The organism is Zoogloea sp. (genome assembly GCF_028689785.1).
GTDB lineage: Bacteria > Pseudomonadota > Gammaproteobacteria > Burkholderiales > Rhodocyclaceae > Zoogloea.
The window spans coordinates 17,800-42,018 of the sequence record NZ_JAQVCN010000044.1 but is presented as its reverse complement, the minus strand read 5'-3'; the positions used below and the strand labels follow the sequence as shown (position 1 = coordinate 42,018).

Here is a 24,219-nt window from a genome sequence, read left to right as displayed (position 1 = left end):
CTTCATGGGAAGCCCAAAAAGGCAGGAAACTACACAAAATGCGGCCCGGTGAACAGGGGGGGTTGTAATTGCATGAATGTGAACGGGATTTTTGAGGCGGTTATGCTGGGTCGATGCGATTGCCCTGGTTCCATGGTGCTGTTTTCCTTGGTGGTGTAGTGGCGGCACGAGTGGTTATGTGCATGCCTTGAATTTGACCGGATTGTTTCGGCCTTAATCGCGCTATTTATTTTGCCACTATAGACCGAAGATTTGGTAAGTGTTTTTATTTCAATTCATTCCAGGGCCACACTGACCACTTCGGGTTGAAGAAGTTGCAGGATGTCATGAGGGTGAACCCCGACCAGGAAACCCCTTTTCCCGCCGTTGATATATATCAACGGCAGATCCAGGATGGACTTCTCCATGAATACCGGGAGAGCCTTGCGGGTACCGAAGGGTGAGGTTCCGCCGACCATGTAGCCCGTGTGGCGCTGGGCGACTGCGGGGTCGCAGGGGCTGATGTGTTTGCGGCGGATCTGGCGGGCGAGTTCCTTGGTGGAGACCTTGCGGTCGCCGTGCATTAATACGATGAGGGGTTGGCGGCTTTCATCTTCCATCACCAGAGTCTTTACGACGGCGTGTTCCGGAACATTCAGTTCCCGGGCGGACACCTTTGTTCCGCCGTGTTCTTCATAGGCGTAGAGATGGGTGGAGAAGGCCGTGTGATGCTGGCGGAGATATCGGGTTGCCTGGGTTTCGGGAGCGTTCTGGTCTGAGCGGGACATGGCAGTCGGGAATGGAGAGGAATAGGCCGTGATGGCCGGGGGATGCGTTCAGGAATGCGGGCTGTCGAAGAGGCCGGGAAGGAAAGCGTCATCGCTGCCGGGGAGGGCGTTCTCGTGGAGTAATAGCCAGCGCTTTGTGTCGAGAAGATAGCCGCCCCGGTCGTGGGCAAAACCGCCGGGGCCGCCGGCTGCAACGACCCGGTGACACGGAATTACCAGGGGAAATGGGTTGTCACCGCAGGCCTGCCCTACGGCACGCGCCGCGCTGCTGGCTTCCCGGGCCAGATCGCCGTAACTGCGTGTGCGGCCGCGGGGAATGGCGGCAATGGCGGCCCATATGCGGCGGCGATAGGCGGTGCCACGCAGGGCAAGGGGCAGAGCGAAGGGCGCGTCCGGATCGTCGAGGTAGCGCTGAATCTGCCCGGCGGCCTTTTCTCCGAGGGCGTCGCGGGGTGTTATTGGCGGATGGGCCGGCGGCAGAAAGACAATTTCATGGATGAATTCGCCAATCGTAAAGACGCCGACTTTCCCAAATGGGGCGGGCAGCGCCAGAGAAAGCCCGGCGCCTGCGTTGTCTGGCAAAGTCATCTCCTGATTCTGCTCTCGTCGCCGGGCCTGCCGCAAGCCTGTCAGCGTTTGCCGAGGAGGGCGTTCTTCAGGTCTTCATCGACGGGTTTGTCGCCAATCCAGATGCGCATCAGGGCGCGGTAGAAATCTTCGCCGGAAATGTCCTTGCCGCGGATTTCATTGTTAATGGAAAGTCGGGTGCCGCTGGCGGGGAGCCAGTCGATGCGCACCTGGGTGCCGCTGGGGGCGGTCTTGAGGCCGAGGAGAATGCTGCGGAATTCTTCGGCCCGGCTCTGCAGGCCGGCGAATTCGGTGTCGCTGTGATTCTTCCGGATGCCGTCGATCAGTGCATTGGCGAAGTTCTCGGCGCTGAGTTCGCGCAGGGTGACGATCTGAATGCGCCGGGGGCCGCTGGCGGTGGCGAGGGGGGCCTCCCCGCGTTTCGGTAGATACAGGCCGATGGTGTAGACCTTGAGCATGAAGCGGGTGCGCAGGCCGCTGCCGTTGAGGGCGAGGTCTGTTCCGGCCACGCTGGCCTTGTCGTCGATGTGGATGCCGGCCACCTCCGCTGCGGTGGTGGGCAGGGCGAGGAGGATGGCGGTGGCCAGCAGAGCACTGCGGAAGAAGCGTTTCATGACTGTCTCCAGGTGTAGGGATGTGCAAACGCCCGTCCGTCATCTTTATAGATGACTTCGAACGGGCGTTTGAATCTTAGCCGGGAAATGAAGCCGGCAGGAGACTTTGAGGGTCAGGCGCGCACGTGGCCGTCGCCAAAGACGATCCACTTCTGGCTGGTCAGTCCTTCCAGGCCTACCGGGCCGCGGGCGTGGATCTTGTCGGTGGAGATGCCGATCTCTGCACCCAGACCGTACTCGAAGCCATCGGCGAAGCGGGTGGAGGCGTTGATCATCACCGAGGCGGAGTCCACCTCGCGCAGGAAGCGCATGGCCCGGGTGTGGTTCTCGGTGACGATGGACTCGGTGTGCTGGGACGAGCAGGTGTTGATGTGCTCGATGGCCTGGTCGAGCCCGCCCACCACCTTGATGGCGATGATCGGGGCGAGGAACTCCTCGGTCCAGTCGGACTCGACGGCTAGCTTCAGCTGGGCTTCGGCCACGCCGGCTTCGCGCAGGATGGCCAGGGCTGCCGGACAGGCACGCAGTTCGACGCCCCTGGCGGCCAGCATGGTGCCGATGGCGGGGAGCTGGGCCTTGGCGATGGCTGCATCCACCAGCAGGGATTCGGTGGTGTTGCAGGTGCCGTAGCGCTGGGTCTTGGAGTTTTCGACGATGGCCAGGGCCTTGGCCGGATCGGCGAACGCATCCACGTAAACATGGCAGTTGCCGTCCAGATGCTTGATGACCGGCACCCGGGCCTCGCTGGAGATGCGCTCGATGAGGCCCTTGCCGCCCCGGGGGACGATCACGTCCACGAACTGGGGCATGGTGATGAGCTCGCCCACGGCGGCCCGATCGGTGGTCTCGATGACCTGGATGGCGTGCTCGGGCAGCTGTGCCGCTGCCAGGCCGGCGCGAACGCAGGCGGCGATGGCCTGGTTGGAGTGTAGGGCTTCCTTGCCGCCGCGCAGGATGGCTGCGTTGCCGGACTTCAGGCACAGGGCTGCGGCATCGGCGGTGACGTTGGGGCGGGCTTCATAGATGATGCCGATGACACCCAGGGGCACGCGCATCTTGCCCACCGAGATGCCCGAGGGGCGGCGCTTCATGTCGGTGACTTCGCCGACCGGGTCGGGCAGGGCGGCGACTTGTTCGAGGCCCTGGGCCATGGCCTCGATGCCTTTTTCGGACAGGGTCAGGCGATCGACCATGGAGGCTTCGAGGCCATTGGTGCGGGCTTCGATGAGATCGCGCTGGTTGGCTGCGAGGAGCTCGGCCTTGCGGGCGCGGATCTCGGCGGCCATGGCCAGCAGGGCGGTGTTCTTGGCGCCGGTGGTTGCGGCGGCGACAGCCCGGGAAGCGGCGCGGGCCTGGCGGCCGACGCCTTGCATGTAAGTCTTGATGTCCATCGTGTGTGCTCTCGAATCGGTGGGTGGCGTTCAGCGCCGCGCAGGGGGCTGGGCCGCGCCACGGCAGAGGCGCAGGCACAGTTGCAGGAACTCGTCCCACACGTCACCCGTTGTCAGACCCTTGATCATCCGGTCAATTCTGGCAGCGTGCAAGATTGCTGTGCGCAGGCTGCCGCTGGTGAGGCGCTGCAGGGCGCGCTGGATTGCCTGCTTGCGGCGTTCCTCGAAGACTCGCTCGGCCTTGAGCAGGCCCTGCAGGGGCTGGCCTTCGTCGACGCCCATGCGCAGGCGGGCCAGGGTGCGGATCTCGTTAGCCAGGGCCCACAGCACCAGAGGAGGTGCTTCGCCCTCGCCTGCGAGGCCTTCGAGCAGGCGGGCGCAGCGAGCGGCATCGCCGTCGAGCAGGGCGTTGCGCAGCTTGTCCACGTCGTAGCGGGCCACGTTGAGCACGGCGTCGCGCACCGCTTCGAGGGACAGCTCGCCCGGCGGATGCAACAGGCCGAGCTTGAGGATCTCCTGGTGGGCGGCGAGCAGGTTGCCCTCGATGTGATCGGCGATGAAGGAGAGGGCTTCCGGCGAGGCCTTCTGCTGCTGGGCGGCCAGGCGTCGGGCCAGCCAGTCGGGCAGGCGCTCACGCTCGGGGGCGTTGAGTTCGACCACTACGCCAGCTTCGCCCAGGGCCACGAACCAGGCGGCCTTGCGGGTGGCCCAGTCCACCTCGGGCAGGGTGATCAGAGTGACGACGCCGTCATCCAGGTGGCGGGCGTAGCGTTGCAGAGCCTCACCGCCTTCACGGCCGGGCTTGCCGTTGGGGATGCGCAGGTCGACCAGTTTGCTGGCGCCGAACAGGGAAAGGTTGCCGGCGACCGACTGCAGCTCCGTCCAGCGGAAACCCTGGCCGGCGACCAGCACTTCACGCTCGGCGTAGCCCTGCTTGCGTGCGGCCGCGCGGATGGCGTCACCCGCCTCAAGGACCAGCAGGGGCTCGTTGCCATGGAGGACGTAAAGCGGTCCGAGGGGCTTGTCGAGCTGGCTGGCAAGCTGCTCGGGGCGCAGATTCACGGTTTGGGCGGGGCGTCGGGCATGCGGGCGGCCGACAGGCGGCGCATCAGTTGCTGCACAAGGTCGCCCTGCATGTCACGGTAGAGCAGGATCTCTTCTTGCTCCTTGGCCAGCACCTGGGAATCGTCGAAGGCCAGATCGCGGCGCAGCAGGATTTCGTTCGGGGCGATGATCTCCTGTCCGTTCTTGTCCACCAGCCGGAAGCTGAAGCGATGGCGCAGCTGATACTCGCGGACACGGCCTTGGGTGTTGAGTGCCAGGATGAACTTCTCCTTGGCATCGGCGAGGACTTCGAGACGCACTGCCGCCTCTTCGGGGCGGGTGACGACCCGGGTGCTGCTGCCGGCCTGGATCTGGCGGCGTATGGCTGCGGCCAGCTCGGAGTATTCGTACATGCCCAGATAAATGGTATCGAAGGGCAGCGGGCGTGGCCCGCGCAGCTGAAAGCCGCAGCCGGCGGCGAGCAGGGGCGCTGCGGCAAGGGCGGCGAGGGCACGCCGGCGCCCGGGCAGGTGGGCGAAACTCATTTGGGCGATTCCTCCTTGAGGCGCTGACGTTCTTTCTCGTAAGCGTCGTAGCCGGGCGGCGGGGCGTCACGGCTGATATCGCGGCCCGGCTCATGCTGGCGTCGGGCGTTTTCCTGCCGGATGCCCTCGTAGAAGTTGCGGTCCGGTGAAGCGCAGCCGGCCAGGAGGGCGAGGGTGAGAAGGGCAAGGCGCAGCATGAGGGGGCTCCTATGGGGGATCAGCCGACGATGTTGACCAGGCGGCCGGGCACCACGACGACCTTCTTCGCGGCACGGCCTTCGAGGAACTTGAGGGTCGCCTCGTGGGCCAGAGCGGCGGCCTCGATGGCGTCCTTGGGGGCATCGGCGGGGACGCGCAGGGCGCCACGCAGCTTGCCGTTGACCTGCAACATCAGCTCGACTTCGTCCTGCACCAGCGCGGCGTCGAGGGGCTCGGGCCAGGCGGCCTTGAGAATGTCGTCGCCGTAGCCCAGATCAAGCCACAGTGCGTGGCTGATGTGCGGGGTGAGGGGCGAGAGCACGCGCAGCAGGATGCCGAAGCACTCCTCGATGACCTCGGCCGCCAGAGCGCCCTGGCGCGGGGCCTTCTCGAGGGCGTTGAGCATCTTCATGGTGGCAGAGGCCACGGTGTTGAACTGCTGCTTGCCCAGGTCGTAGTTGGCCTGCTTGAGGAGCAGGTGGATCTCGCGGCGGAAGGCGGCCACGTCATCCGGCAGCTTGGTGCCGGCGAGCTGGCGCTGGGCGCCGATCTGGCCGCGGATCTCGCTGGCGAACAGGTGGCCGAAGCTCCATACCCGGCGCAGGAAGCGGTAGGCACCCTCAACGCCGGCGTCGGACCATTCGAGGGTCTGCTCCGGCGGCGCGGCAAACATCATGAAGAAGCGAGCCGTGTCGGCACCGTACTGCTCGATGAGTGATTGCGGGTCCACGCCGTTGTTCTTCGACTTGGACATGGTGGTGAGCTCGTGCTCCAGCACCGTGCCGTCCTTCTTGAGGGTGGCGCCGGTGATCTGGCCCTTCGCGTCCTTCCGGATGTCGAGCTCGCTCTCCCAGTAGTAGTTCTTGCCACCGCCTTCGGGTTTGTGGAAGAAGGCGTTGTTGAGCACCATGCCTTGGGTGAGCAGGTGGGCGAAGGGCTCCCGGTAGGTGACGAGGCCCAGGTCGCGCATCACCTTGGTCCAGAAACGGGAGTAGAGCAGGTGCAGGATGGCGTGCTCGATGCCCCCGATGTACTGGTCGACGGTCATCCAGTAGTTGGTCTCGTCATCCACCATCTTGTCCTTGCCGAAGGTGGTGGCGTAGCGGGCGTAGTACCAGGACGAATCCACGAAGGTGTCCATGGTGTCGGTCTCGCGGCGGGCCGGCTTGCCGCAGCAGGGGCAGGGGACATTGAGGAAGTCCTCGCGCTTGTGCAGGGGGTTGCCGGAGCCGTCCGGCACGCAGTCTTCGGGCAGCACCACCGGGAGCTGGTCGTCGGGCACCGGCACCGAGCCGCAGCTGTCGCAGTGGATGATGGGGATGGGGCAGCCCCAGTAGCGCTGGCGCGAGATGCCCCAGTCGCGCAGGCGCCACTGGACCTTCTTCTCGCCGATGCCCTGGGCGGCCAGATCGGCGGCGATGGCGTCCACTGCGGCTTCATAGCCGAGGCCGTCGTATTTGCCGGAATTGACGCAGGCGCCGTCTTTGCTGCCGTACCACTCCTGCCAGGCGTCCAGGCTGTAGGGCTTGTCGCCCACGGCGACGACCTGCTCGATGGGCAGGCTGTATTTCTTGGCGAAGGCGAAGTCACGCTCGTCGTGGGCCGGCACGCCCATCACGGCGCCGTCGCCGTAGCTCATCAGCACGTAGTTGCCGACCCAGACCTCGACCTGCTTGCCGGTGAGGGGGTGGGTGACGAACAGGCCAGTGGGCAGGCCTTCCTTTTCCATGGTGGCCATGTCGGCTTCCATCACCGAGCCGTGCTTGCACTTCTCGATGAAGGCGGTGAGTTCGGCATTGCCCTTGGCGGCATGCAGGGCCAGCGGGTGTTCGGCGGCCACGGCGCAGAAGGTGACGCCCATGATGGTGTCGGCGCGGGTGGTGAACACCCACAGCTTGCCGTCATTGATGAGCGCGCCGTCGTCGCCGGCGATGTCATGCTTGAACGCAAAGCGCACGCCGGTGCTCTTGCCGATCCAGTTGGCCTGCATCAGCTTGACGCGCTCTGGCCAGCCGGTGAGTTCATCCAGATCGCCCAGCAGCTCATCCGCGTAGTCGGTGATCTTGAGGTAGTAGCCGGGGATCTCGCGCTTTTCGACCACCGCGCCGGTGCGCCAGCCGCGGCCGTCGATGACCTGCTCGTTGGCCAGCACGGTCTGGTCCACCGGGTCCCAGTTCACCACCTGGGTCTTGCGCTCGGCGACGCCTTTTTCGAGCATGCGCAGGAAGATCCACTGGTTCCACTTGTAGTACTCGGGGGTGCAGGTGGCCAGCTCGCGGCGCCAGTCGATGGCAAAGCCCAGGGACTTGAGCTGCTGCTTCATGTAGGCGATGTTGTCGTAGGTCCACTTGGCGGGCGGCACCTGGTTCTTGATCGCGGCGTTCTCGGCGGGCAGGCCGAAGGCATCCCATCCCATGGGCTGCAGGACGTTGAAGCCCTTCATCTTGTGGAAGCGGGACAGTACGTCGCCGATGGTGTAGTTGCGCACGTGCCCCATGTGCAGCTTGCCCGACGGGTAGGGGAACATGGACAGGCAGTAGTACTTGGGCTTCGACGCGTCGGCGGTGACGCGGAAGGCTTCGGTGCTGTCCCAGTGCTGCTGGGCGGCGCGCTCGATATCGGCGGGGAGGTATTTGTCCTGCATGGGCGTGGCGGATCGCGGATGGAACGAAACCGCGCATTATAAACGGCTCCTGGAAACCCCGCTGTTGCGTGCTCAAGACGTTGATGTGACGAGATATTTCCCCTTGAATGGCGGTGCTGCTGCATGTCACGCAAGCATCCCTCTGCTACAATCCGCCTCCCGCGTTGCAACATAATTCCATGTCCGAGCCCCTCGTCCGTCTTGAGAACGTGCGTTTCGCCTATGGCGAACGGACGATCCTGCGCGACATTTCCCTGTCGATCCCCCGTGGTCAGGTGGTAGCCATCATGGGTGGGAGCGGCAGCGGCAAGACCACCCTGCTGCGCCTGATCGGCGGGCAGGAGCGGGCCGTGGGCGGCCGTGTGACCGTGGACGGGCAGGATGTGGCCGGGCTGGGGCGCGATGCCCTGTATGCCCTGCGCCGACGCATGGGGATGCTGTTCCAGTTCGGCGCGTTGTTTACCGACATGACGGTGTTCGACAATGTCGCTTTCCCCCTCCGGGAGCACACCGATCTGCCCCCCGAATTGATCAACGACCTGGTGATGATGAAGCTCCATGCCGTGGGCTTGCGTGGCGCCGCCCGGCTGATGCCCGGCGAGCTTTCCGGCGGGATGGCGCGGCGGGTAGCCCTGGCGCGCACCATCGCCCTCGACCCCATGCTGTTGATGTACGACGAGCCTTTCACTGGTCTTGATCCGATTTCCCTGGGCATCATCGGGCAGCTCATCCGGCGCCTCAACGATGCTCTGGGGGCAAGCTCGGTCATCGTTACCCACGACATCCAGGAGTCCCTGCAGATCGTGGATTACATCTATTTCATTTCCGAAGGCCGGGTGGTTGCCGAGGGCACGCCCGACGCCATCCGCAACTCGACAGATCCCTTCGTACATCAGTTCGTGCATGCCGAGGCCGATGGCCCCGTGCCTTTTCACTATCCCGCCGGCGATTACGCCACGGCGCTGGTGGGGGGGGCGGGCTGATGGTGGGCGCTATCCGCAGGTTGGGAACCCTGTTCATCAACGGGGTCTGGCAGTTGGGGTTCATCACCCGTTTCTTCTGGCTGATCCTGGTTTACTCCGGCCAGTCCTTCACGCGCCTCCACCTTACCCTGCGCGAGCTGTATTTCAGCGGCGTGATGTCCCTGCTGATCATTCTGGTGTCGGGCTTGTTCGTGGGGTTGGTGCTGGGCCTGCAGGGCTATGAAACCCTGCAGCGCTATGGCGCGAGCGACTCCCTGGGCACGCTGGTTGCCCTTTCCTTGGTGCGCGAGCTTGGCCCGGTGGTGGCTGGCCTGCTGTTTGCCAGCCGGGCGGGTTCGGCGGTCACTGCCGAGATCGGATTGATGAAGGTCACCGAGCAGCTCAAGGCCATGGACATGATGGCTGTCAGCCCGATTGCCCGGGTGGTGGCGCCGCGCTTCTGGGGGGGCGTCATCTCGATGCCCCTGCTCGCAGCCCTTTTTTCGGCCATGGGCGTGTTTGGCGGCTGGTTGATCGGAGTGGTGGCCATCGGTGTCGATGACGGCGCTTTCTGGTCGCAGATGCAGTCGGCGGTGGATTTTCGCTATGACGTGCTTAACGGGGTGATCAAGAGCTGCGTCTTCGGTGTGGCGGTGGCCCTGATCGCCGTTTTCGAAGGGTACGATTGCGTGCCCACTGCCGAGGGGGTATCCCGGGCCATTACCCGCACCGTGGTGAGTTCGGCCCTGGCAATCCTGGCTCTTGATTTTGTAATGACATCCTTCATGTTCCGAGGTCAATGATGAGTCGTACCACGATGGATCTGTGGGTGGGTGTGTTCGTCGCAGCGGGTATCGCCGCACTTCTCTTTCTAGCCCTAAAGGTGGGCAGCATCTCTGGTTCCGATATCCAGTCGCCTTACACGCTGATCGCCCGTTTCGACAACATCGGCGGCCTCAAGGCCCGTGCGCCGGTCAAGGTGGCGGGTGTGCTGGTGGGGCGGGTGGCCGAGATCCGCTACGACAATGAACGCTTTCAGGCTGAGGTGGTCTTCACCGTGGACGGGCGTTACAAGTTCCCGACAGACACCTTCGCCAATATCCTGACCTCCGGCCTGCTCGGGGAGCAGTATGTGGGCCTGGACCCTGGCGGCGAGGATAAGCTCCTGGCCCCCGGTGATGTCATCAAGAAAACCCAGTCCGCCGTTGTGCTTGAAAAGCTGATCAGCCAGTTCATGTTCAACAAGGCGGCCGAGGGTGACACCGCCCCGGCCAAGTGATGTCGCCGGACGGCTGCCGCCCCCACAGAAAGCATGTGACGATGATCAAGGACAAGCCTCAATCGGGAAGTCTGGCCACGCGCCCGATGGTGCTGGCCCTCGCGCTGGCCCTGACGGCCTGTGCGAGCACGGGTGGTCACCCCAAAGACCCCTTCGAGCCCCTCAATCGGGCCACCTTCAGCTTCAATGAAACCGCCGACAAATACGTGATGCGCCCGGTGGCCGAGGTGTACGACTACCTGCCCTTGCCAATCAAGGTCGGGGTCGGCAACTTTTTCGGCAATCTCGGCGACGTGTGGATCGGCGTGAACAATCTGCTTCAGGGCAAGTTCGTCGATGGCCTGTCGGACGGTGGCCGGGTGCTGGTTAACAGCACGGTGGGCATCTTCGGGCTGTTCGACGTGGCCAGCGACATGGGCCTCGAGAAGCACGACGAGGACCTGGGTCAAACCCTGGGAAGCTGGGGCGTCGGCGAGGGGCCCTACATCGTGCTGCCCTTCCTGGGGCCGAGTACCGTGCGCGACAGCGTGGGCCTTATCGGCGACCTGCAGGTAGACCCGGTGTGGCAGTTCGACGAGGTTGCCGTGCGCAACTCCCTGACCGGGCTGCGCCTCACCCATCGCCGGGCGGCCCTGCTGGGGGCGGACACCACTGCAGAGCAGGCGGCCCTCGACAAGTACGGCTACATGCGCAGCTTCTACCTGCAGTACCGTCTCAATCAGGTCTATGACGGGCAGCCGCCCCGGGTCAAGGACCCGGACGACGAGTAAGCCCAGGGCCGGTGCATCGCGCCGGCCACAACAGAACGACATCAGAGAGAACTCCTCATGCACAAGATCGCTTCCCTGTTTGCTGCGCTGGCCCTCAGCGTGGGTGTCCAGTTCAATGCCCTGGCGGCTGACGTCACCACGCCCGACGCCTTGGTCAAGAGCGTTACCGACGACGTCATCACCATCGTGCGCCAAGACAAGGCCATCCAGTCGGGTGATACCCGCAAGGCCGTCGAACTGGTGGAGACCCGGGTGCTGCCCTATTTCGACTTCGCCCACATGACCCGCCTCGCCGTGGGTCGTGACTGGAAGACCGCCAGCCCCGAGCAGAAGACCGTCCTGACCCAGGAGTTCAAGACCCTGCTGGTGCGCACCTACTCCAACGCCCTGACCCAGTACCGTAACCAGCAGATCGACTTCAAGCCCCTCAAGGCCAAGCCCGAAGACACCGACGTGGTGGTGCGCACCGAAGTGCGCCAGCCCGGCGCCAAGGCCGTACAGATCGACTACAACCTCGAGAAGCAGCCGGAAGGCTGGAAGGTCTATGACGTGCTGGTGGCCGGTGTGAGCCTCGTCACCAACTACCGGGACGACTTCGGCAAGGAAGTGCGCGCTGGCGGCATCGACGGCCTGATCAAGTCCCTTAAAGACAAGAACAAGCAGCTCGACGCCACTGCTTCGGCCAAGAAATGATCCGCTGCGAGGGCCCGCGCCTCAGCCTCTCCGGGCCGCTCACGGTGGCTACCGCCGGCGAACTCGCCAGTGCGGGGCAGGCGCACGTCACCGCCGGCAATGTGGTGGTTGACCTGTCGGGCGTGACCCAGGTGGATTCCGCCGCGCTGGCCCTGCTGCTCAGTTGGGTTCGTGCGGCCCGTGCAGCCGGTCACCGCCTCACCATTGACCAGCCTCCGGCGGCGCTGGTCAGTCTCGCCTCCCTCTACGACGTCGACTCCATCCTGCCGCTGGCTCACTGAGCCGCGGTCTCCCGTTCATGATTCCAGCCCTCCGCATTGCCGGCGTCACCAAGCGTTTCCGTTCCCTCCAGGCTCTGGCCGGGGTTGATCTGGAAGTTGTTCAGGGTGAATTCTTTGGCCTCCTCGGCCCCAACGGTGCCGGCAAGACCACGCTGATTTCCTCTCTGGCCGGCCTGGCCCGGCCCGACTCGGGCACCCTGGAGGTCATGGGCCACGATGTGATCAAGGACTACCGTGCCGCCCGACTGGCCCTGGGCGTGGTGCCCCAGGAGCTGGTCTTCGACCCCTTCTTCTCGGTGCGTGAGATGCTGCGCATCCAGTCGGGCTACTTCGGCATCCGTAACAACGACGACTGGATTGACGAGATCCTTCATCACCTGGACCTCACCGGCAAGGCTGGCGCCAACATGCGCATGCTGTCCGGGGGCATGAAACGCCGAGCGTTGGTGGCTCAGGCCCTGGTGCATCGCCCGCCGGTGATCGTCCTCGACGAGCCCACCGCTGGCGTGGATGTGGAGCTGCGTCATGGTCTGTGGCAGTTCATCCGCAAGCTCAACCAGGATGGTCATACCATCGTGCTGACCACCCACTACCTCGAAGAGGCCGAATCCTTGTGCGGGCGCATTGCCATGCTCAAGGCGGGCCGGGTTGTGGCGCTGGACACCACCGCCAACCTGCTGCAGCGCTTTGCCACCCATACCCTCAAGCTGCAGCTCGCCGCACCGGTGAGTCTGCCGCCGCCGTTCTCTGCCCGCATCGTCAGCCAGGCGGGCACCGAGCTGGTGCTGGGTTTCGATCACTACGACGATGTCGGACACCTGCTCGCCGGCCTGCGTGCCGCGGGGGGCGAGATCACCGACATGGCCCTCGGCAAGCCCGACATGGAGCAGGTCTTCGTCGGCATCATGAATCAGAACTGAGGCGTCCATGGAAGGTTTCAAGACCCTGCTCTACAAGGAGTGTCTGCGCTTCTGGAAGGTCGGCTTCCAGACCGTGCTGTCGCCGGTGCTCACCGCGGTGCTGTATCTGCTGATCTTTGGCCATGTGCTCGAAAATCATGTCCAGCCTTACCCGGGAGTCAGCTATACCGCCTTCCTGGTCCCCGGGCTGGTGATGATGACGGTGCTGCAGAACGCCTTTGCCAACAGTTCCTCGTCCCTCATCCAGAGCAAGATCACTGGCAATATCGTCTTCGTATTGCTGCCGCCTATCTCCTACCAGGAGTTCTACGCAGCCTACGTTATCGCTTCGGTGCTGCGGGGCATTGCCTGTGGTGTCGGTGTGTTGCTGGTGTCCCTGCCGTTTGCCTCCCTGAGTCTGGCCGAGCCGGGCTGGGTGCTGGCTTTCACCCTTACCGGCGGAGCCTTCCTGGGCACCCTGGGTGTCATCGCCGGCATCTGGGCGGACAAATTCGATCAGCTGGCGGCCTTTCAGAACTTCCTGATCATGCCCCTGACCATGCTCTCGGGCGTTTTCTATTCGATTCATTCCCTGCCGGTGTTCTGGCAGGGGGTGTCGCATTTCAACCCGTTTTTCTTCATGATTGACGGGTTCCGTTACGGATTTTTCGGGGTCTCCGATGTCTCGCCTTGGACGAGCATCGGAGTGGTGGCAGTCTGTTTTGTCGTGCTCGCGGTGATTACCCTGCAAATGCTTGCCAGGGGCTACAAGCTGCGGGCCTGAGGATTTGAATCATGTTTGAAGCAAGTGAAATCGAGCGTCTGATTGCAGTGGGTCTCGAATGCGAGTTCCTGCAGATCGAGGGCGATGACGGCACCCATTTTTCCGGCATCGTGGTCAGCCCGGCCTTCGAGGGCAAGCCCCGCGTGCGCCAGCACCAGGCCGTGTATGCCACCCTGGGCAAGCTGATGGGCAATGAGATCCACGCTCTCCAACTGAACACCTACACGCCTGCCCAGTGGGCCGAACTCCTGAAGGAACTGGGCTGAATGCCCTTCGATGCATGGACAAACTGCTGATTGAAGGCGGGGCCCGCCTGACGGGCGAGATCGCCATTTCCGGCGCCAAGAATGCCGCCCTGCCGATCCTCTGTTCGGCGCTGCTGACTACCGAGCCGGTGACCTTCACCAATGTGCCCCGGCTCAACGATATCGGTACCCTGCTGCGCCTGCTTGAGCAGATGGGCGTCAAGGTCAGCCGCGATGGCGACGCCGTGACCCTCGATGCCTCCGGTGTGGACAACCCGGTGGCCTCTTACGAGATGGTCAAGACCATGCGTGCCTCCATTCTGGTGCTTGGCCCCTTGGTGGCGCGCTTCGGTGAGGCCCGGGTGAGCCTGCCCGGCGGCTGTGCCATCGGTGCGCGGCCGGTGGACCAGCACATCAAGGGCTTGCAGGCGATGGGTGCCGACGTGAAGGTGGAGCACGGCTATGTGCACGCCAAGGTGCCCAAGCTCAAGGGGGCCCGCATCTTCACCGACATGGTGACGGTGACCGGTACCGAGAACCTGATGATGGCCGCCTGTCTGGCCGACGGCGAGACCGTCATCGAGAATGCCGCCCGTGAGCCCGAGGTGGTGGACCTGGCCAACTGTCTGGTCGCCATGGGGGCCCGAATCTCCGGCGCCGGTGGCGACGTGATCCGCATCCAGGGCGTGCCGGCCCTGCACGGCGCGACCCACCGGGTCATGCCCGACCGCATCGAGACCGGCACCTACCTGTGCGCCGCCGCCGCTACCGGTGGTGACGTGCGACTTACCGGCACCTCGGCGAGCTACCTGGATGCGGTCATCGACAAATTGATGGATGCGGGCTGCGAGGTCATCGCCGAGCGTGATGCGGTGCGTCTCAAGGCGCCGGCCCGGCTCAACGCCGTCAGCCTGCGCACGGCCCCGTATCCGGCTTTCCCCACCGACATGCAGGCCCAGTTCATGGCCATCAATGCAGTGGCCGAGGGTACGGCGGTGATCCGCGAGACCATCTTCGAGAACCGCTTCATGCACGCGGTGGAGCTGCAGCGCCTGGGCGCCGACATCAAGATCGACGGCAACACGGCCTTTGTGAAGGGTGTGGCCAGCCTGCAGGGCGCCACCGTGATGGCCACCGATCTGCGGGCCTCGGCGAGCTTGATCATTGCCGGCCTGGTGGCTGAAGGTCAGACCACCATCGAGCGCATCTACCACCTGGATCGGGGTTACGAGAAGCTTGAAGAGAAGCTTGCGGCCCTGGGTGCGCGGGTTAGCCGCATCCGTTGAAAGGCATAGGGCGGCTTGAGCCGCCCATGCGGTTTTCTGCCGGGCGTCAGGCTGCGGGCAGGACTTCCAGCACGCGGAGCTGGATGAGATGGCCCTCGGGGGTCCGCCAGTCGATCACCTGGCCGGCGGCCAGACCCAGCAGGGCGCTGCCGGCGGGGGAAAAGATGGAGACGCGGCCCTGGGCGGCGTCAGCCTCGTGGGGCCAGGCAAGGGTCAGTTCATACTCGCGGCCGGAGTGTTCCTCACGGAAGCGGGCGCGGCGATCGATGGCGATCACGTTGGCGGGCAGTTCGGCGGCGTCGACGATGCGGGCGCGCTCCAACTCCTCGCGCAGGCCGTCCAGATCGCTGCGGTTGCGGGTGGGGGGCTTGGAGAGCAGGCCTTCCAGGCGCTCCAGATCGTTGTTGGAAACGATGATTTCGGGTTTCATCACGGACTCCTCGGAATTGAACAAAAGAAAATGGCCGAGACCGCGTGTTGCGGTTCAGCCATGCAACACAGGCTATCAGAAGCTGCGGGGCAGGACAAACCTCCTGCCCGCAGCCCCCGGGGCGGATCGCTTGGCGATCGGCTAAAATCGCTTTTTACGCAGACAGATCATCATCTTGAACGGCATTACGCTTGCCCTTTCGAAGGGCCGAATTTTCGAAGAGACCCTGCCGCTGCTTGCCGCCGCCGGGATTACCCCGACCGACAACCCGGAGAGCTCACGCAAGCTCATCATCGGTACCAACCGTGATGATGTGCGCCTGGTCATCGTGCGCGCTACCGACACGCCCACTTACGTGCAGTATGGTGCTGCCGACCTGGGCATCGCCGGCAAGGACACCCTGATCGAGCACGGCGGCGCCGGGCTCTACCAGCCCCTTGACCTCAACATCGCCAAGTGCCGTCTGTGCGTGGCCGTACGCAAGGATTTCGACTACGCTGCCGCAGTCAAGCGTGGTGCTCGCATTCGCGTGGCCACCAAGTACGTGAGCGCGGCCAAGGCCCACTTTGCTGCCAAGGGCATGCACGTGGACCTGATCAAGCTCTACGGGTCCATGGAGCTGGCGCCCTTGGTCGGGCTGGCCGATGCCATCGTCGACCTGGTGTCCACCGGCGGCACTCTCAAGGCCAACAACCTGGTCGAGGTCGAGGACATTATGCCCATCAGCTCCCGACTCATTGTCAATCAGGCGTCCCTCAAGCTCAAGCGCGAGCTGATCCAGCCCGTTCTCGACGCCTTCGCCGGAGCCGTCAAGCCATGAGCGCACAGATCCGTCGCCTGTCGTCGTCCGACGTGGGCTTTACCGCTACCCTGGACGCCCTGCTGGCCTTCGAGGGTAGCACCGATGCTGCCATCGAGCAGGCCGTGGCCGACATCCTGCAGGCCGTGCGCCGGGATGGAGACCAGGCCGTTGTTGAGTTCACCCGCCGCTTCGATCACCTGGACGTGGCCGACATGGCGGCGCTGGAGCTGCCCCGGACAGAGCTGGAGGCTGCCCTGGCCGGGCTCAGTGCCGAACAGCGTCAGGCTCTCGAGGCCGCCGCCGAGCGGGTGCGCAGCTACCACGCACGGCAGGTTCAGGAATCCTGGCAGTATGAAGACCAAGCGCCGGGCATGGCTGGCACGCGGCTTGGCCAAAAGGTCACTCCCCTCGATCGCGTCGGCTTGTATGTGCCCGGCGGTCGGGCGTCCTACCCGAGCTCGGTGTTGATGAACGCCATCCCCGCCAAGGTGGCGGGCGTGGCCGAACTGATCATGGTGGTGCCCACCCCCCGCGGCGAGAAGAATCCCCTGGTGCTGGCCGCTGCCGCCATTACCGGCGTCGACCGGGTGTTCACCATCGGTGGCGCCCAGGCCGTGGCCGCGCTGGCCTATGGCACGGCGACCATTCCCCAGGTAGACAAGATTGTCGGCCCCGGTAACGCCTATGTGGCCAGCGCCAAGCGCCGTGTCTTCGGCACCGTTGGCATCGACATGGTGGCCGGCCCCTCCGAGGTGCTAATCATCTCCGATGGCTCCGGCAACCCCGACTGGGTGGCCATGGACCTCTTCGCCCAGGCCGAACACGACGACCTGGCCCAGTCCATCCTGCTGTGCACCGACGCAGCCTTCATTGCCCGGGTGGAAGAGAGCATCGCCCGGCTGCTGCCCGAGATGCCGCGCCGCGAGACCATCGCCACGTCCCTGAAGAACCGGGGCGCGCTGATCCTGGTGCAGGATCTGGCCGAGGCCTGCGACATTGCCAACCGCATCGCCCCGGAGCACCTGGAGCTGTCCCTGGCCGAGCCTGGCCCGTGGGTGGATCGCATTCGCCACGCCGGCGCCATCTTCATCGGTCACCACTCCGTCGAGGCGCTGGGCGACTACTGTGCCGGCCCCAACCATGTGCTGCCCACCATGCGCAGCGCGCGCTTCTCCAGCCCCTTGGGAGTCTACGACTTCCAGAAGCGCACCAGCCTGATCGACGTGTCCGAAGCCGGCGCCCAGACCCTCGGCCGCATCGCCTCGGTGCTGGCCCACGGCGAGGGCTTGCAGGCCCATGCCCGCTCGGCGGAGATGCGGCTGAAGCCCTGATTGGTTGGTTTTCCCTGGGGTCGAATTCATTCGATCTCCTTGGGTTCAGCCTTTGCTGGCTGGCTTTCCGGTGTTTTGCGTATCGTTGGCCGGGTCTCGGCCCGGCGGCCGACCTTCTTCTTTGTTGTACGACAAAGAAGAAGGCAAGAAAACGTACCCCGCTGTCGCGCCCCCTTCGGGGGTTCCCTCTTTCCGGGCCCGTCAGGCGGGGTCTGCGCAAACTCGCCCTGCGGGCTCAAACATGCGCAGCCCTTTTTCCGCCTGCCAAACCCTCCAGTCGGCGCGCCAGAGGGGACCGGAAATGCAGGTGATCAACGGTCCGTTGCCCATCCCTGCATCAGTAAAGGCTCGGTGTGTGTGAAAGCCCATCTGAGCCGCCGAGCAGCGCAGCAACGGGCGGGGAAGTCCGGCGCGGCTGTTTGAGCCCGCAGGGCGAGTTCCGCGCCGGCCGCCCGTTGTGAGCAGCGCAGGGGAGTCGGCCGAAGGCCGACCGGTGAAGCCGGGTTGCCTTCTTTCTTGGCGAAGCAAGAAAGAAGGTCGCCCGCCGGGGGCGAGTCCCCGGCCGATGTGACGTAATGCAACGGAAAACCGTGCCGTAAAGGCTCACCGGTTCGAGACCGAATGATCCGACCCCACGGGGACTATTCGGTGTCGGCGAGAAGCGTCAGGATGTCCTTGCCGTAGGCCTCCAGTTTCCGGTCACCCACCCCCGAGATGGTCCCCAGGCCTTCGACGCTGTCGGGGCGCTGGTGGGCGATGTCGCGCAGGGTGGCGTCGTGGAAGATCACGTAGGCGGGCACGTTGCGTTCCCGGGCGGTGGCGGCGCGCCAGCTGCGCAGGCGTTCCAGCAGCTGGGCCTCGGCACCGGTGGCCTCGGGCCAGTCGCGCAGCTTGCGGGTGGTGTCGGCCTTGCGGCTTTTCTTCGCCGGGGTGGCGTCGATGCGCAGGGTGAAGCTGGTCTCGCCGCGCAGCAGGGGGCGGGCGGCTTCGGTGAGGGTCAGGGCGCCGTAGCGTTCATGGTCCACGGCCAGGGCGCCGTGGGCGACGAGCTGGCGGATCAGGGTGCGCCAGCCCTTGTCGTCGAGCTCGGTGCCGATGCCGAAGGTGCTCACCTGGTCGTGTTGCCACTCCTTCACCTTGTCGGTGGTCTTGCCGATCAGCACATCCACCACGTGGCCGGCGCCAAAGCGGCTGCCGGTGCGGAACACGCAGGACAAGGCCTTTTTGGCCGACTCGGTGGCATCGCGCACCTGGGGCGGGTGCAGGCAGGTGTCACAGTTGCCGCAGGGGGCAGAATCTTCGTCGAAGTAACCCAGCAGGCGCTGGCGACGGCAGCCGGTGGTCTCGCACAGGCCGAGCAGGGCGTCGAGCTTGGCGGTGGCCACGCGCTTGACCTCGGCGTCGGCTTCGCCCTGGTCGATGAAACGGCGCTGCAGCACCAGGTCAGCCACGCTGTAGGCCATCCAGGCCTCCGAGGGCAGACCGTCCCGGCCGGCGCGGCCGGTTTCCTGATAATAGCCCTCGATGGAGCGGGGCAGGTCCAGATGCGCCACGAAGCGCACGTCCGGTTTGTCGATGCCCATGCCGAACGCGATGGTGGCCACCATCACGATGCCGTCCTCGCGCAGGAAGCGGTCCTGGTTGGTGGCGCGCTCGTCGGCCGCCATGCCGGCATGGTAGGCCAGGGCGGAGATGCCCTTTTCCGTCAGCCAGGCGGCGGTCTCATCCACCTTCTTGCGGGAGCTGCAATACACGATGCCGGCTTCGCCCAGGTGCCCGTCGCGGATGAAGGCCAGCAACTGGGCGCGGGCGTTGTCCTTGGGCACGATGGTGTAACGGATGTTGGGCCGGTCGAAGCTGGAGACGAACTCCCGCGCGGTGGTGAGGCAGAGGCGCTCGGCGATCTCGCGGCGGGTCTGGGCGTCGGCGGTGGCGGTGAGGGCGATGCGTGGAATCTGCGGGTAGCGCTCCTGCAGGATGGACAGCTGCAGGTATTCGGGCCGGAAGTCATGGCCCCACTGGGACACGCAGTGGGCTTCGTCGATGGCGAACAGGGCGAGCTGGCCGGCCTCGTGGAGATGGTCCAGCAGGTCCAGAAAGCGCGGGGTGACAAGGCGCTCCGGTGCCACGTAGAGCATGTCCAGCGCCCCCGCCAGCATGGCCCGCTCGATCTCCATGGCCCGGTCGAAGCTCAGGCTGGAGTTGAGGAAATCCGCTGCGGCGCCCACTTCCTTCAGCGCACTGACCTGATCCTGCATCAGCGCGATCAGCGGCGATACCACGATGGCCACCCCGGGCCGCAGCAGCGCCGGAATCTGGTAGCACAGGGATTTGCCGCCGCCCGTGGGCATCAGCACCAGGGCATCGCCGCCGGCCGCCACATGTTCGACGATGTCCTCCTGCGGACCGCGGAACTGGGTGTAACCGAAGACGTGGAATAGGGTTTCGCGGGCGCGGCTCATAGGGCCCGGATTTTACCCCGGCCAGCGGCGCAGGTCAGAACAGCTTTGCCAGATGGCCCTGCAGGCCTGTCGGGCTGACAAAGCTGAGCTCGTACATGCTGGAGAGACCCGCCGCCTGCTCGTCGCTCAGGCCCAGGCAGCACAGGATGAACTGACTCCGGTCGATGCCCAGGCGTTTGCGCAGCCGCAGGTACTTGTCGATGTCCTGGCGGAACTCGCCGGTCTTGCATTCGACGCACACCGGCGTGTTGCTCTCTACCAGGAAGAATACATCGAGCTCATGGAGGTCTTCGTTGGGAAAGATCACCGACAGGTTGCGGGTGCAGGAGAAGGCCTTCTGCCGCGCCTGGAGGAAGGTCAACAGCTTCATCAGGGCGTACCACTCCAGCCAGTCACCGGCAAAGAAATTCCGGATGGCCGGGGCCGACTGAATGGTGGCCCGGCCCAGCTTGTCTTGCTTCTGGTAGAAGTACTTGGACAGGAAAGTGTGTTCGTGGAGGCGCTTGCAGAAGGCATTGATGGCTTGGCCGTCCTTCTGGCTCAGTTCGCCGAGCTTGAGGCTGAAGTGGGGCACATCCTTCTGCTGAGCCCAGCGGATCTTGCCCACCACGTCCCCCAGCAGGGGGTAGTTGTCACCGATCTCCACGGCAAACTCGTCGAAGAAGCCCGTGGTGTTGACGGCGTCGGGGCTGGTGCGGACCTGGATCTGCCGGCGCTGGAACCAGGCTACGATCTCTGCATGCCAGGCTTCGCTGGTGAGGTGTTCTGTGTTGTGGAAATCAATGTCGGACACCGCCGTTTTTGGAGCAGTAGCGATTTCGGTAACGGCAGAGCCGGCGCGAAGCTGCTTCACTTCGTCCTGCAGGGCGAAGTACTGCTGCAGTACCTTGCGGACGAACAGGACCGTGTCGTACACCGGGACGTGATTGCCGCAGGCCGGGCAGGGGACGTTGGTGCCGATCTGGGTGGCATGGGCTTCTGCGACGTGACCACACTTGTTGCAGCGAAGAAGGGCCATGTGAGGTGATGAAGAAGGGGTAGCCGCGGATTATGCCAATCTGTTTGGGGGCTGGCGAGCGAAGGTTTCACGCCGCGTGACGACGGATTACTTTACGTGCACGTCACATAAATGTCAGCGTGCCGGCTAGAATCGGTATTTTTTCAGGGGCAAGGCCATGCAGGGACTGATCGATTTCGGGAGCGGCATCTTTGCCGTGGACTCAGCTTATACCGGACCCGATGTGGCCGCGATTCACCTCATTGAGGAAGGTGGCCGGGCGGCGCTGGTAGATACGGGAAACAACGAATCGCTACGCCATGTACTGGCGGCCCTGGCCGAGACGGGCCTGTCTGCGGAGTCGGTGGACTTCGTGCTCCTCACCCACATCCACCTGGATCATGCCGGTGGTGCCGGAGCCTTCATGCAGGCCTTTCCCAACGCCAAGCTGGTGGTGCATCCGCGAGGGGCACGCCACATGGCGGAGCCGTCGAAGCTGTTTGCCGGGGTGTCGGCGGTGTATGGGCCGGAGCGGGCGAGGGCGCTCTACGGCGAGCTGATCCCTGTGCCGGTGGAGCGCATCATCGAGGCCGGTGACGGCCATGAGCTGAACCTGGCGGGGCGCGTCATCCGCGTCTTCGACACGCCGGGTCATGCCCGCCATCACGTGTGTTATTTCGACACGAAGAGCCGGGCCTTCTTTACCGGCGATACCTTTGGCCTCTCGTACCGGACTCTGGATGTGAACGGAAAACCCAGCATCTTCCCCACCACCACGCCGGTGCAGTTCGAGCCGGAGGCCATGCACGCCTCCATCCGCCGCATGGAGGCCGAGCAGCCCACTGCCATGTATCTGACTCACTACGCCCAGGTGCGGGACGTGCCGCGCCTGGCGGCCGATATGCACCGCCTGATCGACGCCCACGTGGCCATCGCGGAGCGTCACGAGGCCGCAGAGGAGCGCAAGGAGCGGATCGAGCAGGACATCTGGGCTCTGGTCGGCGAAGAGGCCGTCCGTGCCGGGTGGACCGTGCCTGAAGCCGAGTGGCGGCGCATTCTGGCGCTGGACGTGGAGCTCAACGCCCAGGGGCTGGATGTGTGGCTGGACGTGCGCAGGAAGTGACTGTTCTGGATTGCTGCGGGGTCGAGTTCCCTCGACCTCCGTCGCGTGAGCCATCGCCTTGTTCGCCTCCATAGCACTGGATGCCCTCCGGGTACGGAGAATATTGAAATCGGCGAGTCGCGCTTGGAGCCTTTCTCACCGATCGGCGCGTGGGGCAGTGAGCATCGGCAATGGGCATGGAAGAGAATTTGCCGCTGAATACGTTCACCAGTTTATCCGAAGCCCCCATGCCCCATCACTTCTGCCGCCCGTTCCACCACCCCATCGGCGTCTTCGTCTTGATTGTCGGCGCCTATCTCCTTGCCCTATCCCCTGCCTTGCTCTGGCCGTCTTATCTCGATAGCCCAGTCGGGGTGCTGGTGGTGTTGCCTTACCTGTCGGTCTATCTCTTTCACACGCTTGGGGTGCCGGGCTTGCTGGTGAATGATGGGGCCTGTGGTTGGGGCTGGTGTGCGCCCACGATCTTCGGCTGGTGCTTCATCACGGCCTTCTGGCTCGGGCTGGCGTGGTGGGCGGCCTTGGGGGTGGTTCGTTGGAGGGCGCGCGGGGCGGCGTCTTGATGCGGTCTTCATGAGCGGCCCCGCCCCGCCCCGCCGTGCGGTGCTTACTTCCGGCGACGCAGCATGAAGCCCGTCAGCCCCAGGGCCGCCAGGGCGAGGGTGGCAGGTTCGGGGATCTGCTGGGCCTGGAAGCCGGGGAAGACATCGCCGGTAATGCCCAGTACGAAGAACTGGTTGGGGTTGGCGGTGGGGGTGCCATTGACGTCCACGGTGTCGAGGAAGTCGTTGTCGTTCACCACGATGAGGCTGTGCTGGAGCACACCGTCCACCCACACGTCGGGGCCGAAGGCGAGGCCTTCGATCTTGGCGGGGATGGTCCGGTCGGTGTAGCCGTTGGCCTTGAGCAGGGCGACCAGGTCGACAAACAGGGTCTTGGTGACGGCCTTGCCGGCGAGGGCGGTGGCGCCGGTGTCGTTGCTCACGTCCTGGGCGCCGCTCAGGTTGATGGTGTAGAGCTTTTTCTGGACTGCCTTGGAGTCGTCGCCAAGGCCTTTGCCGTCGCGCTCATCGATGATGAACTCGTGGTCGTTGATGGCGACGATTTCGCTGATGGTGCCGTACTTGGGCTTGGCGGCGGTGCCGATGTTGTCGAGTTGGTAGGCGTATTCGTGGGTGACTTTGCCGGTGGTGAGGTCGATGGTGACGATGCGTACGGTGCTGGCGGCGGTGCCTCCGTCCTGGGCCAGGGGGCTTTGCATGACGCCGACCAGGGTCTTGCCGTCGGGGGTGATGGCGAGGCCTTCCATGCCCTTGTTGGTGACGCGGCCGCTGGTATTGGCGGCGATTTCGGCGGCTTCGGTGGCGGCCGGGGTGGTGGCGGCAAACTTCTCCGGCAGGGTGATCACGCCGGTACGTTCGCCAGTGGCACGGTCGAAGCGGTAGATGTAGGGGCCGTATTCGTCGGAGATGTAGACGCTCTTGCCATCGGCGGCGACGCGGATGCCTTCCAGGTCGAGGCGGGCGTTGTTCGGGTTGGTGGAAGTGCCGGTGGCGAAGGCGTCGGAGCGGCCGGTGAAGTAGTTCTGGCCATTGCTGCCGGTCAGTACCGGGGCGCTGCCATAGTTGAGGGCGGTGGTGCTGGACAGCAGGGTGGTGGCGTCGAGCACCGGGCTGAGGGTGGCGATGCTGCCGGCGCTGAATGTGGTGGTGCTCAGGCCGAGGCTCATGGTCTGGAAGCGCGGAATCCAGCTGGTGGTGTTGTCCACGGCGCTGTTCCAGGCGCTGGCGTTGGGGCCACGGTCGGGGGTGAGCAGGAAGGTGTCGCCGCCGGCCCAGGCGATGGCGGAGCCGAGCCCGCCGAGGATGCTGGCGGAGGCGCCGTTTTCGAGGGTGCCGTTGAGGCCCGACAGGTCGGAACCGCTGATCTGGCCGATGCCGATCAGGGAGACGCCGGCGTGGGCATTGAAGGAGAAGGGCAGGGCGAGGGCCGCCGGGATGGCGGCGGCGAGCAGACGTTTGGCGAACACGGGTGGCTCCGGCGATTGGATAAACCGACAACGCTAACCAGCCCGTGTTACGCCTTCT

Annotated in this window: 26 protein-coding genes; 14 read left to right on the top strand and 12 right to left on the bottom strand. The window is 64.7% G+C overall.

The window, feature by feature from the left end; translation table 11 throughout:
* Positions 1 to 275 precede the first annotated feature (275 nt).
* The 8 genes from ybaK to leuS all read right to left on the bottom strand — a co-directional run bounded on the left by ybaK (position 276) and on the right by leuS (position 7,791).
* Positions 276 to 767 (bottom strand): Cys-tRNA(Pro) deacylase, encoded by a 492-nt coding sequence (gene ybaK / locus PHI64_RS16775; RefSeq protein ID WP_299885093.1) that lies wholly within the window; start codon positions 765 to 767, stop codon positions 276 to 278.
* Between the two features lie 48 nt (positions 768 to 815).
* Complete coding sequence (locus PHI64_RS16770; RefSeq protein WP_299885090.1) at positions 816 to 1,355, bottom strand: methylated-DNA--[protein]-cysteine S-methyltransferase; 540 nt, start codon at positions 1,353 to 1,355, stop codon at positions 816 to 818.
* Between the two features lie 41 nt (positions 1,356 to 1,396).
* Entirely contained in the window at positions 1,397 to 1,969 is a 573-nt protein-coding gene (locus PHI64_RS16765; RefSeq protein WP_299885087.1) for a chalcone isomerase family protein, read from the bottom strand.
* A gap of 113 nt (positions 1,970 to 2,082) precedes the next feature.
* Positions 2,083 to 3,360: a glutamate-5-semialdehyde dehydrogenase gene (locus PHI64_RS16760; RefSeq protein ID WP_299885085.1), complete on the bottom strand. Its 1,278-nt coding sequence runs from the start codon at positions 3,358 to 3,360 to the stop codon at positions 2,083 to 2,085.
* Positions 3,361 to 3,390: 30 nt separating this feature from the next.
* A complete protein-coding gene (gene holA, locus PHI64_RS16755; protein ID WP_299885083.1) occupies positions 3,391 to 4,422 on the bottom strand; it encodes a DNA polymerase III subunit delta in 1,032 nt (343 codons plus the stop codon).
* On the bottom strand, positions 4,419 to 4,949 hold the full coding sequence (gene lptE / locus PHI64_RS16750; RefSeq protein WP_299885080.1) for an LPS assembly lipoprotein LptE: 531 nt from the start codon (positions 4,947 to 4,949) through the stop codon (positions 4,419 to 4,421). The genes holA and lptE overlap by 4 nt, the downstream gene beginning before the upstream one ends.
* Positions 4,946 to 5,146: a hypothetical protein gene (locus PHI64_RS16745; protein ID WP_299885077.1), complete on the bottom strand. Its 201-nt coding sequence runs from the start codon at positions 5,144 to 5,146 to the stop codon at positions 4,946 to 4,948. Before PHI64_RS16745 ends, lptE begins: the two co-directional genes overlap by 4 nt.
* A gap of 20 nt (positions 5,147 to 5,166) precedes the next feature.
* Complete coding sequence (gene leuS, locus PHI64_RS16740) at positions 5,167 to 7,791, bottom strand: leucine--tRNA ligase (RefSeq protein WP_299885074.1); 2,625 nt, start codon at positions 7,789 to 7,791, stop codon at positions 5,167 to 5,169.
* A gap of 179 nt (positions 7,792 to 7,970) precedes the next feature.
* Between leuS and PHI64_RS16735 the strand changes: the two genes are divergently transcribed.
* Genes PHI64_RS16735 through murA form a run of 10 tightly spaced genes read left to right on the top strand, consistent with a single transcriptional unit; the run spans position 7,971 to position 14,990 of the window.
* Positions 7,971 to 8,774, top strand: a complete 804-nt coding sequence (locus PHI64_RS16735; RefSeq protein ID WP_299885071.1) for an ABC transporter ATP-binding protein — start codon at positions 7,971 to 7,973, stop codon at positions 8,772 to 8,774.
* On the top strand, positions 8,774 to 9,556 hold the full coding sequence (gene mlaE / locus PHI64_RS16730) for a lipid asymmetry maintenance ABC transporter permease subunit MlaE (RefSeq protein WP_299885069.1): 783 nt from the start codon (positions 8,774 to 8,776) through the stop codon (positions 9,554 to 9,556). Before PHI64_RS16735 ends, mlaE begins: the two co-directional genes overlap by 1 nt.
* Complete coding sequence (gene mlaD, locus PHI64_RS16725) at positions 9,556 to 10,032, top strand: outer membrane lipid asymmetry maintenance protein MlaD (protein ID WP_299885067.1); 477 nt, start codon at positions 9,556 to 9,558, stop codon at positions 10,030 to 10,032. The genes mlaE and mlaD overlap by 1 nt, the downstream gene beginning before the upstream one ends.
* 41 nt (positions 10,033 to 10,073) lie before the next feature.
* A complete protein-coding gene (locus tag PHI64_RS16720) occupies positions 10,074 to 10,802 on the top strand; it encodes a VacJ family lipoprotein (protein WP_299885064.1) in 729 nt (242 codons plus the stop codon).
* Between the two features lie 57 nt (positions 10,803 to 10,859).
* On the top strand, positions 10,860 to 11,495 hold the full coding sequence (locus tag PHI64_RS16715; RefSeq protein WP_299885062.1) for a phospholipid-binding protein MlaC: 636 nt from the start codon (positions 10,860 to 10,862) through the stop codon (positions 11,493 to 11,495).
* Complete coding sequence (locus PHI64_RS16710) at positions 11,492 to 11,776, top strand: STAS domain-containing protein (RefSeq protein ID WP_299885059.1); 285 nt, start codon at positions 11,492 to 11,494, stop codon at positions 11,774 to 11,776. Before PHI64_RS16715 ends, PHI64_RS16710 begins: the two co-directional genes overlap by 4 nt.
* A 17-nt stretch (positions 11,777 to 11,793) precedes the next feature.
* A complete protein-coding gene (locus PHI64_RS16705; RefSeq protein ID WP_299885056.1) occupies positions 11,794 to 12,696 on the top strand; it encodes an ABC transporter ATP-binding protein in 903 nt (300 codons plus the stop codon).
* A 7-nt stretch (positions 12,697 to 12,703) separates the two neighbouring features.
* Complete coding sequence (locus PHI64_RS16700; protein WP_299885053.1) at positions 12,704 to 13,459, top strand: ABC transporter permease; 756 nt, start codon at positions 12,704 to 12,706, stop codon at positions 13,457 to 13,459.
* A gap of 11 nt (positions 13,460 to 13,470) precedes the next feature.
* The gene (locus PHI64_RS16695) at positions 13,471 to 13,725 is read left to right on the top strand and encodes a BolA/IbaG family iron-sulfur metabolism protein (protein WP_299885050.1); all 255 of its coding nucleotides are present in this window, start codon (positions 13,471 to 13,473) and stop codon (positions 13,723 to 13,725) included.
* 14 nt (positions 13,726 to 13,739) lie between these two features.
* Positions 13,740 to 14,990 (top strand): UDP-N-acetylglucosamine 1-carboxyvinyltransferase, encoded by a 1,251-nt coding sequence (murA, locus tag PHI64_RS16690; protein ID WP_299885047.1) that lies wholly within the window; start codon positions 13,740 to 13,742, stop codon positions 14,988 to 14,990.
* A 46-nt stretch (positions 14,991 to 15,036) separates the two neighbouring features.
* Here the strand turns inward: murA and rnk are convergent, their stop codons facing one another.
* Positions 15,037 to 15,420: a nucleoside diphosphate kinase regulator gene (gene rnk / locus PHI64_RS16685; RefSeq protein WP_299885044.1), complete on the bottom strand. Its 384-nt coding sequence runs from the start codon at positions 15,418 to 15,420 to the stop codon at positions 15,037 to 15,039.
* Between the two features lie 175 nt (positions 15,421 to 15,595).
* Here rnk and hisG point away from each other — a divergent pair, with 175 nt between their 5' ends.
* Together hisG and hisD are read left to right on the top strand one after the other, a co-directional pair.
* Positions 15,596 to 16,240: an ATP phosphoribosyltransferase gene (hisG, locus tag PHI64_RS16680; RefSeq protein ID WP_299885041.1), complete on the top strand. Its 645-nt coding sequence runs from the start codon at positions 15,596 to 15,598 to the stop codon at positions 16,238 to 16,240.
* Positions 16,237 to 17,553, top strand: a complete 1,317-nt coding sequence (gene hisD, locus PHI64_RS16675; RefSeq protein ID WP_299885038.1) for a histidinol dehydrogenase — start codon at positions 16,237 to 16,239, stop codon at positions 17,551 to 17,553. The genes hisG and hisD overlap by 4 nt, the downstream gene beginning before the upstream one ends.
* A gap of 641 nt (positions 17,554 to 18,194) precedes the next feature.
* Here the strand turns inward: hisD and recQ are convergent.
* Positions 18,195 to 20,015, bottom strand: a complete 1,821-nt coding sequence (gene recQ, locus PHI64_RS16670) for a DNA helicase RecQ (RefSeq protein WP_299885035.1) — start codon at positions 20,013 to 20,015, stop codon at positions 18,195 to 18,197.
* A 34-nt stretch (positions 20,016 to 20,049) separates the two neighbouring features.
* Positions 20,050 to 21,033 carry a hypothetical protein gene (locus PHI64_RS16665; RefSeq protein WP_299885032.1) on the bottom strand — a complete coding sequence of 328 codons (984 nt, stop codon included), beginning with the start codon at positions 21,031 to 21,033 and terminating at the stop codon, positions 20,050 to 20,052.
* 157 nt (positions 21,034 to 21,190) lie between these two features.
* Between PHI64_RS16665 and PHI64_RS16660 the strand changes: the two genes are divergently transcribed.
* A complete protein-coding gene (locus PHI64_RS16660; RefSeq protein WP_299885029.1) occupies positions 21,191 to 22,135 on the top strand; it encodes an MBL fold metallo-hydrolase in 945 nt (314 codons plus the stop codon).
* A gap of 176 nt (positions 22,136 to 22,311) precedes the next feature.
* On the top strand, positions 22,312 to 22,695 hold the full coding sequence (locus tag PHI64_RS16655) for a hypothetical protein (RefSeq protein ID WP_299885026.1): 384 nt from the start codon (positions 22,312 to 22,314) through the stop codon (positions 22,693 to 22,695).
* Between the two features lie 44 nt (positions 22,696 to 22,739).
* Here PHI64_RS16655 and PHI64_RS16650 read toward each other — a convergent pair whose 3' ends face one another.
* Positions 22,740 to 24,161, bottom strand: coding sequence for an esterase-like activity of phytase family protein (locus tag PHI64_RS16650; protein ID WP_299885023.1), 1,422 nt, complete (start codon positions 24,159 to 24,161; stop codon positions 22,740 to 22,742).
* Between the last annotated feature and the right edge of the window lie 58 nt (positions 24,162 to 24,219).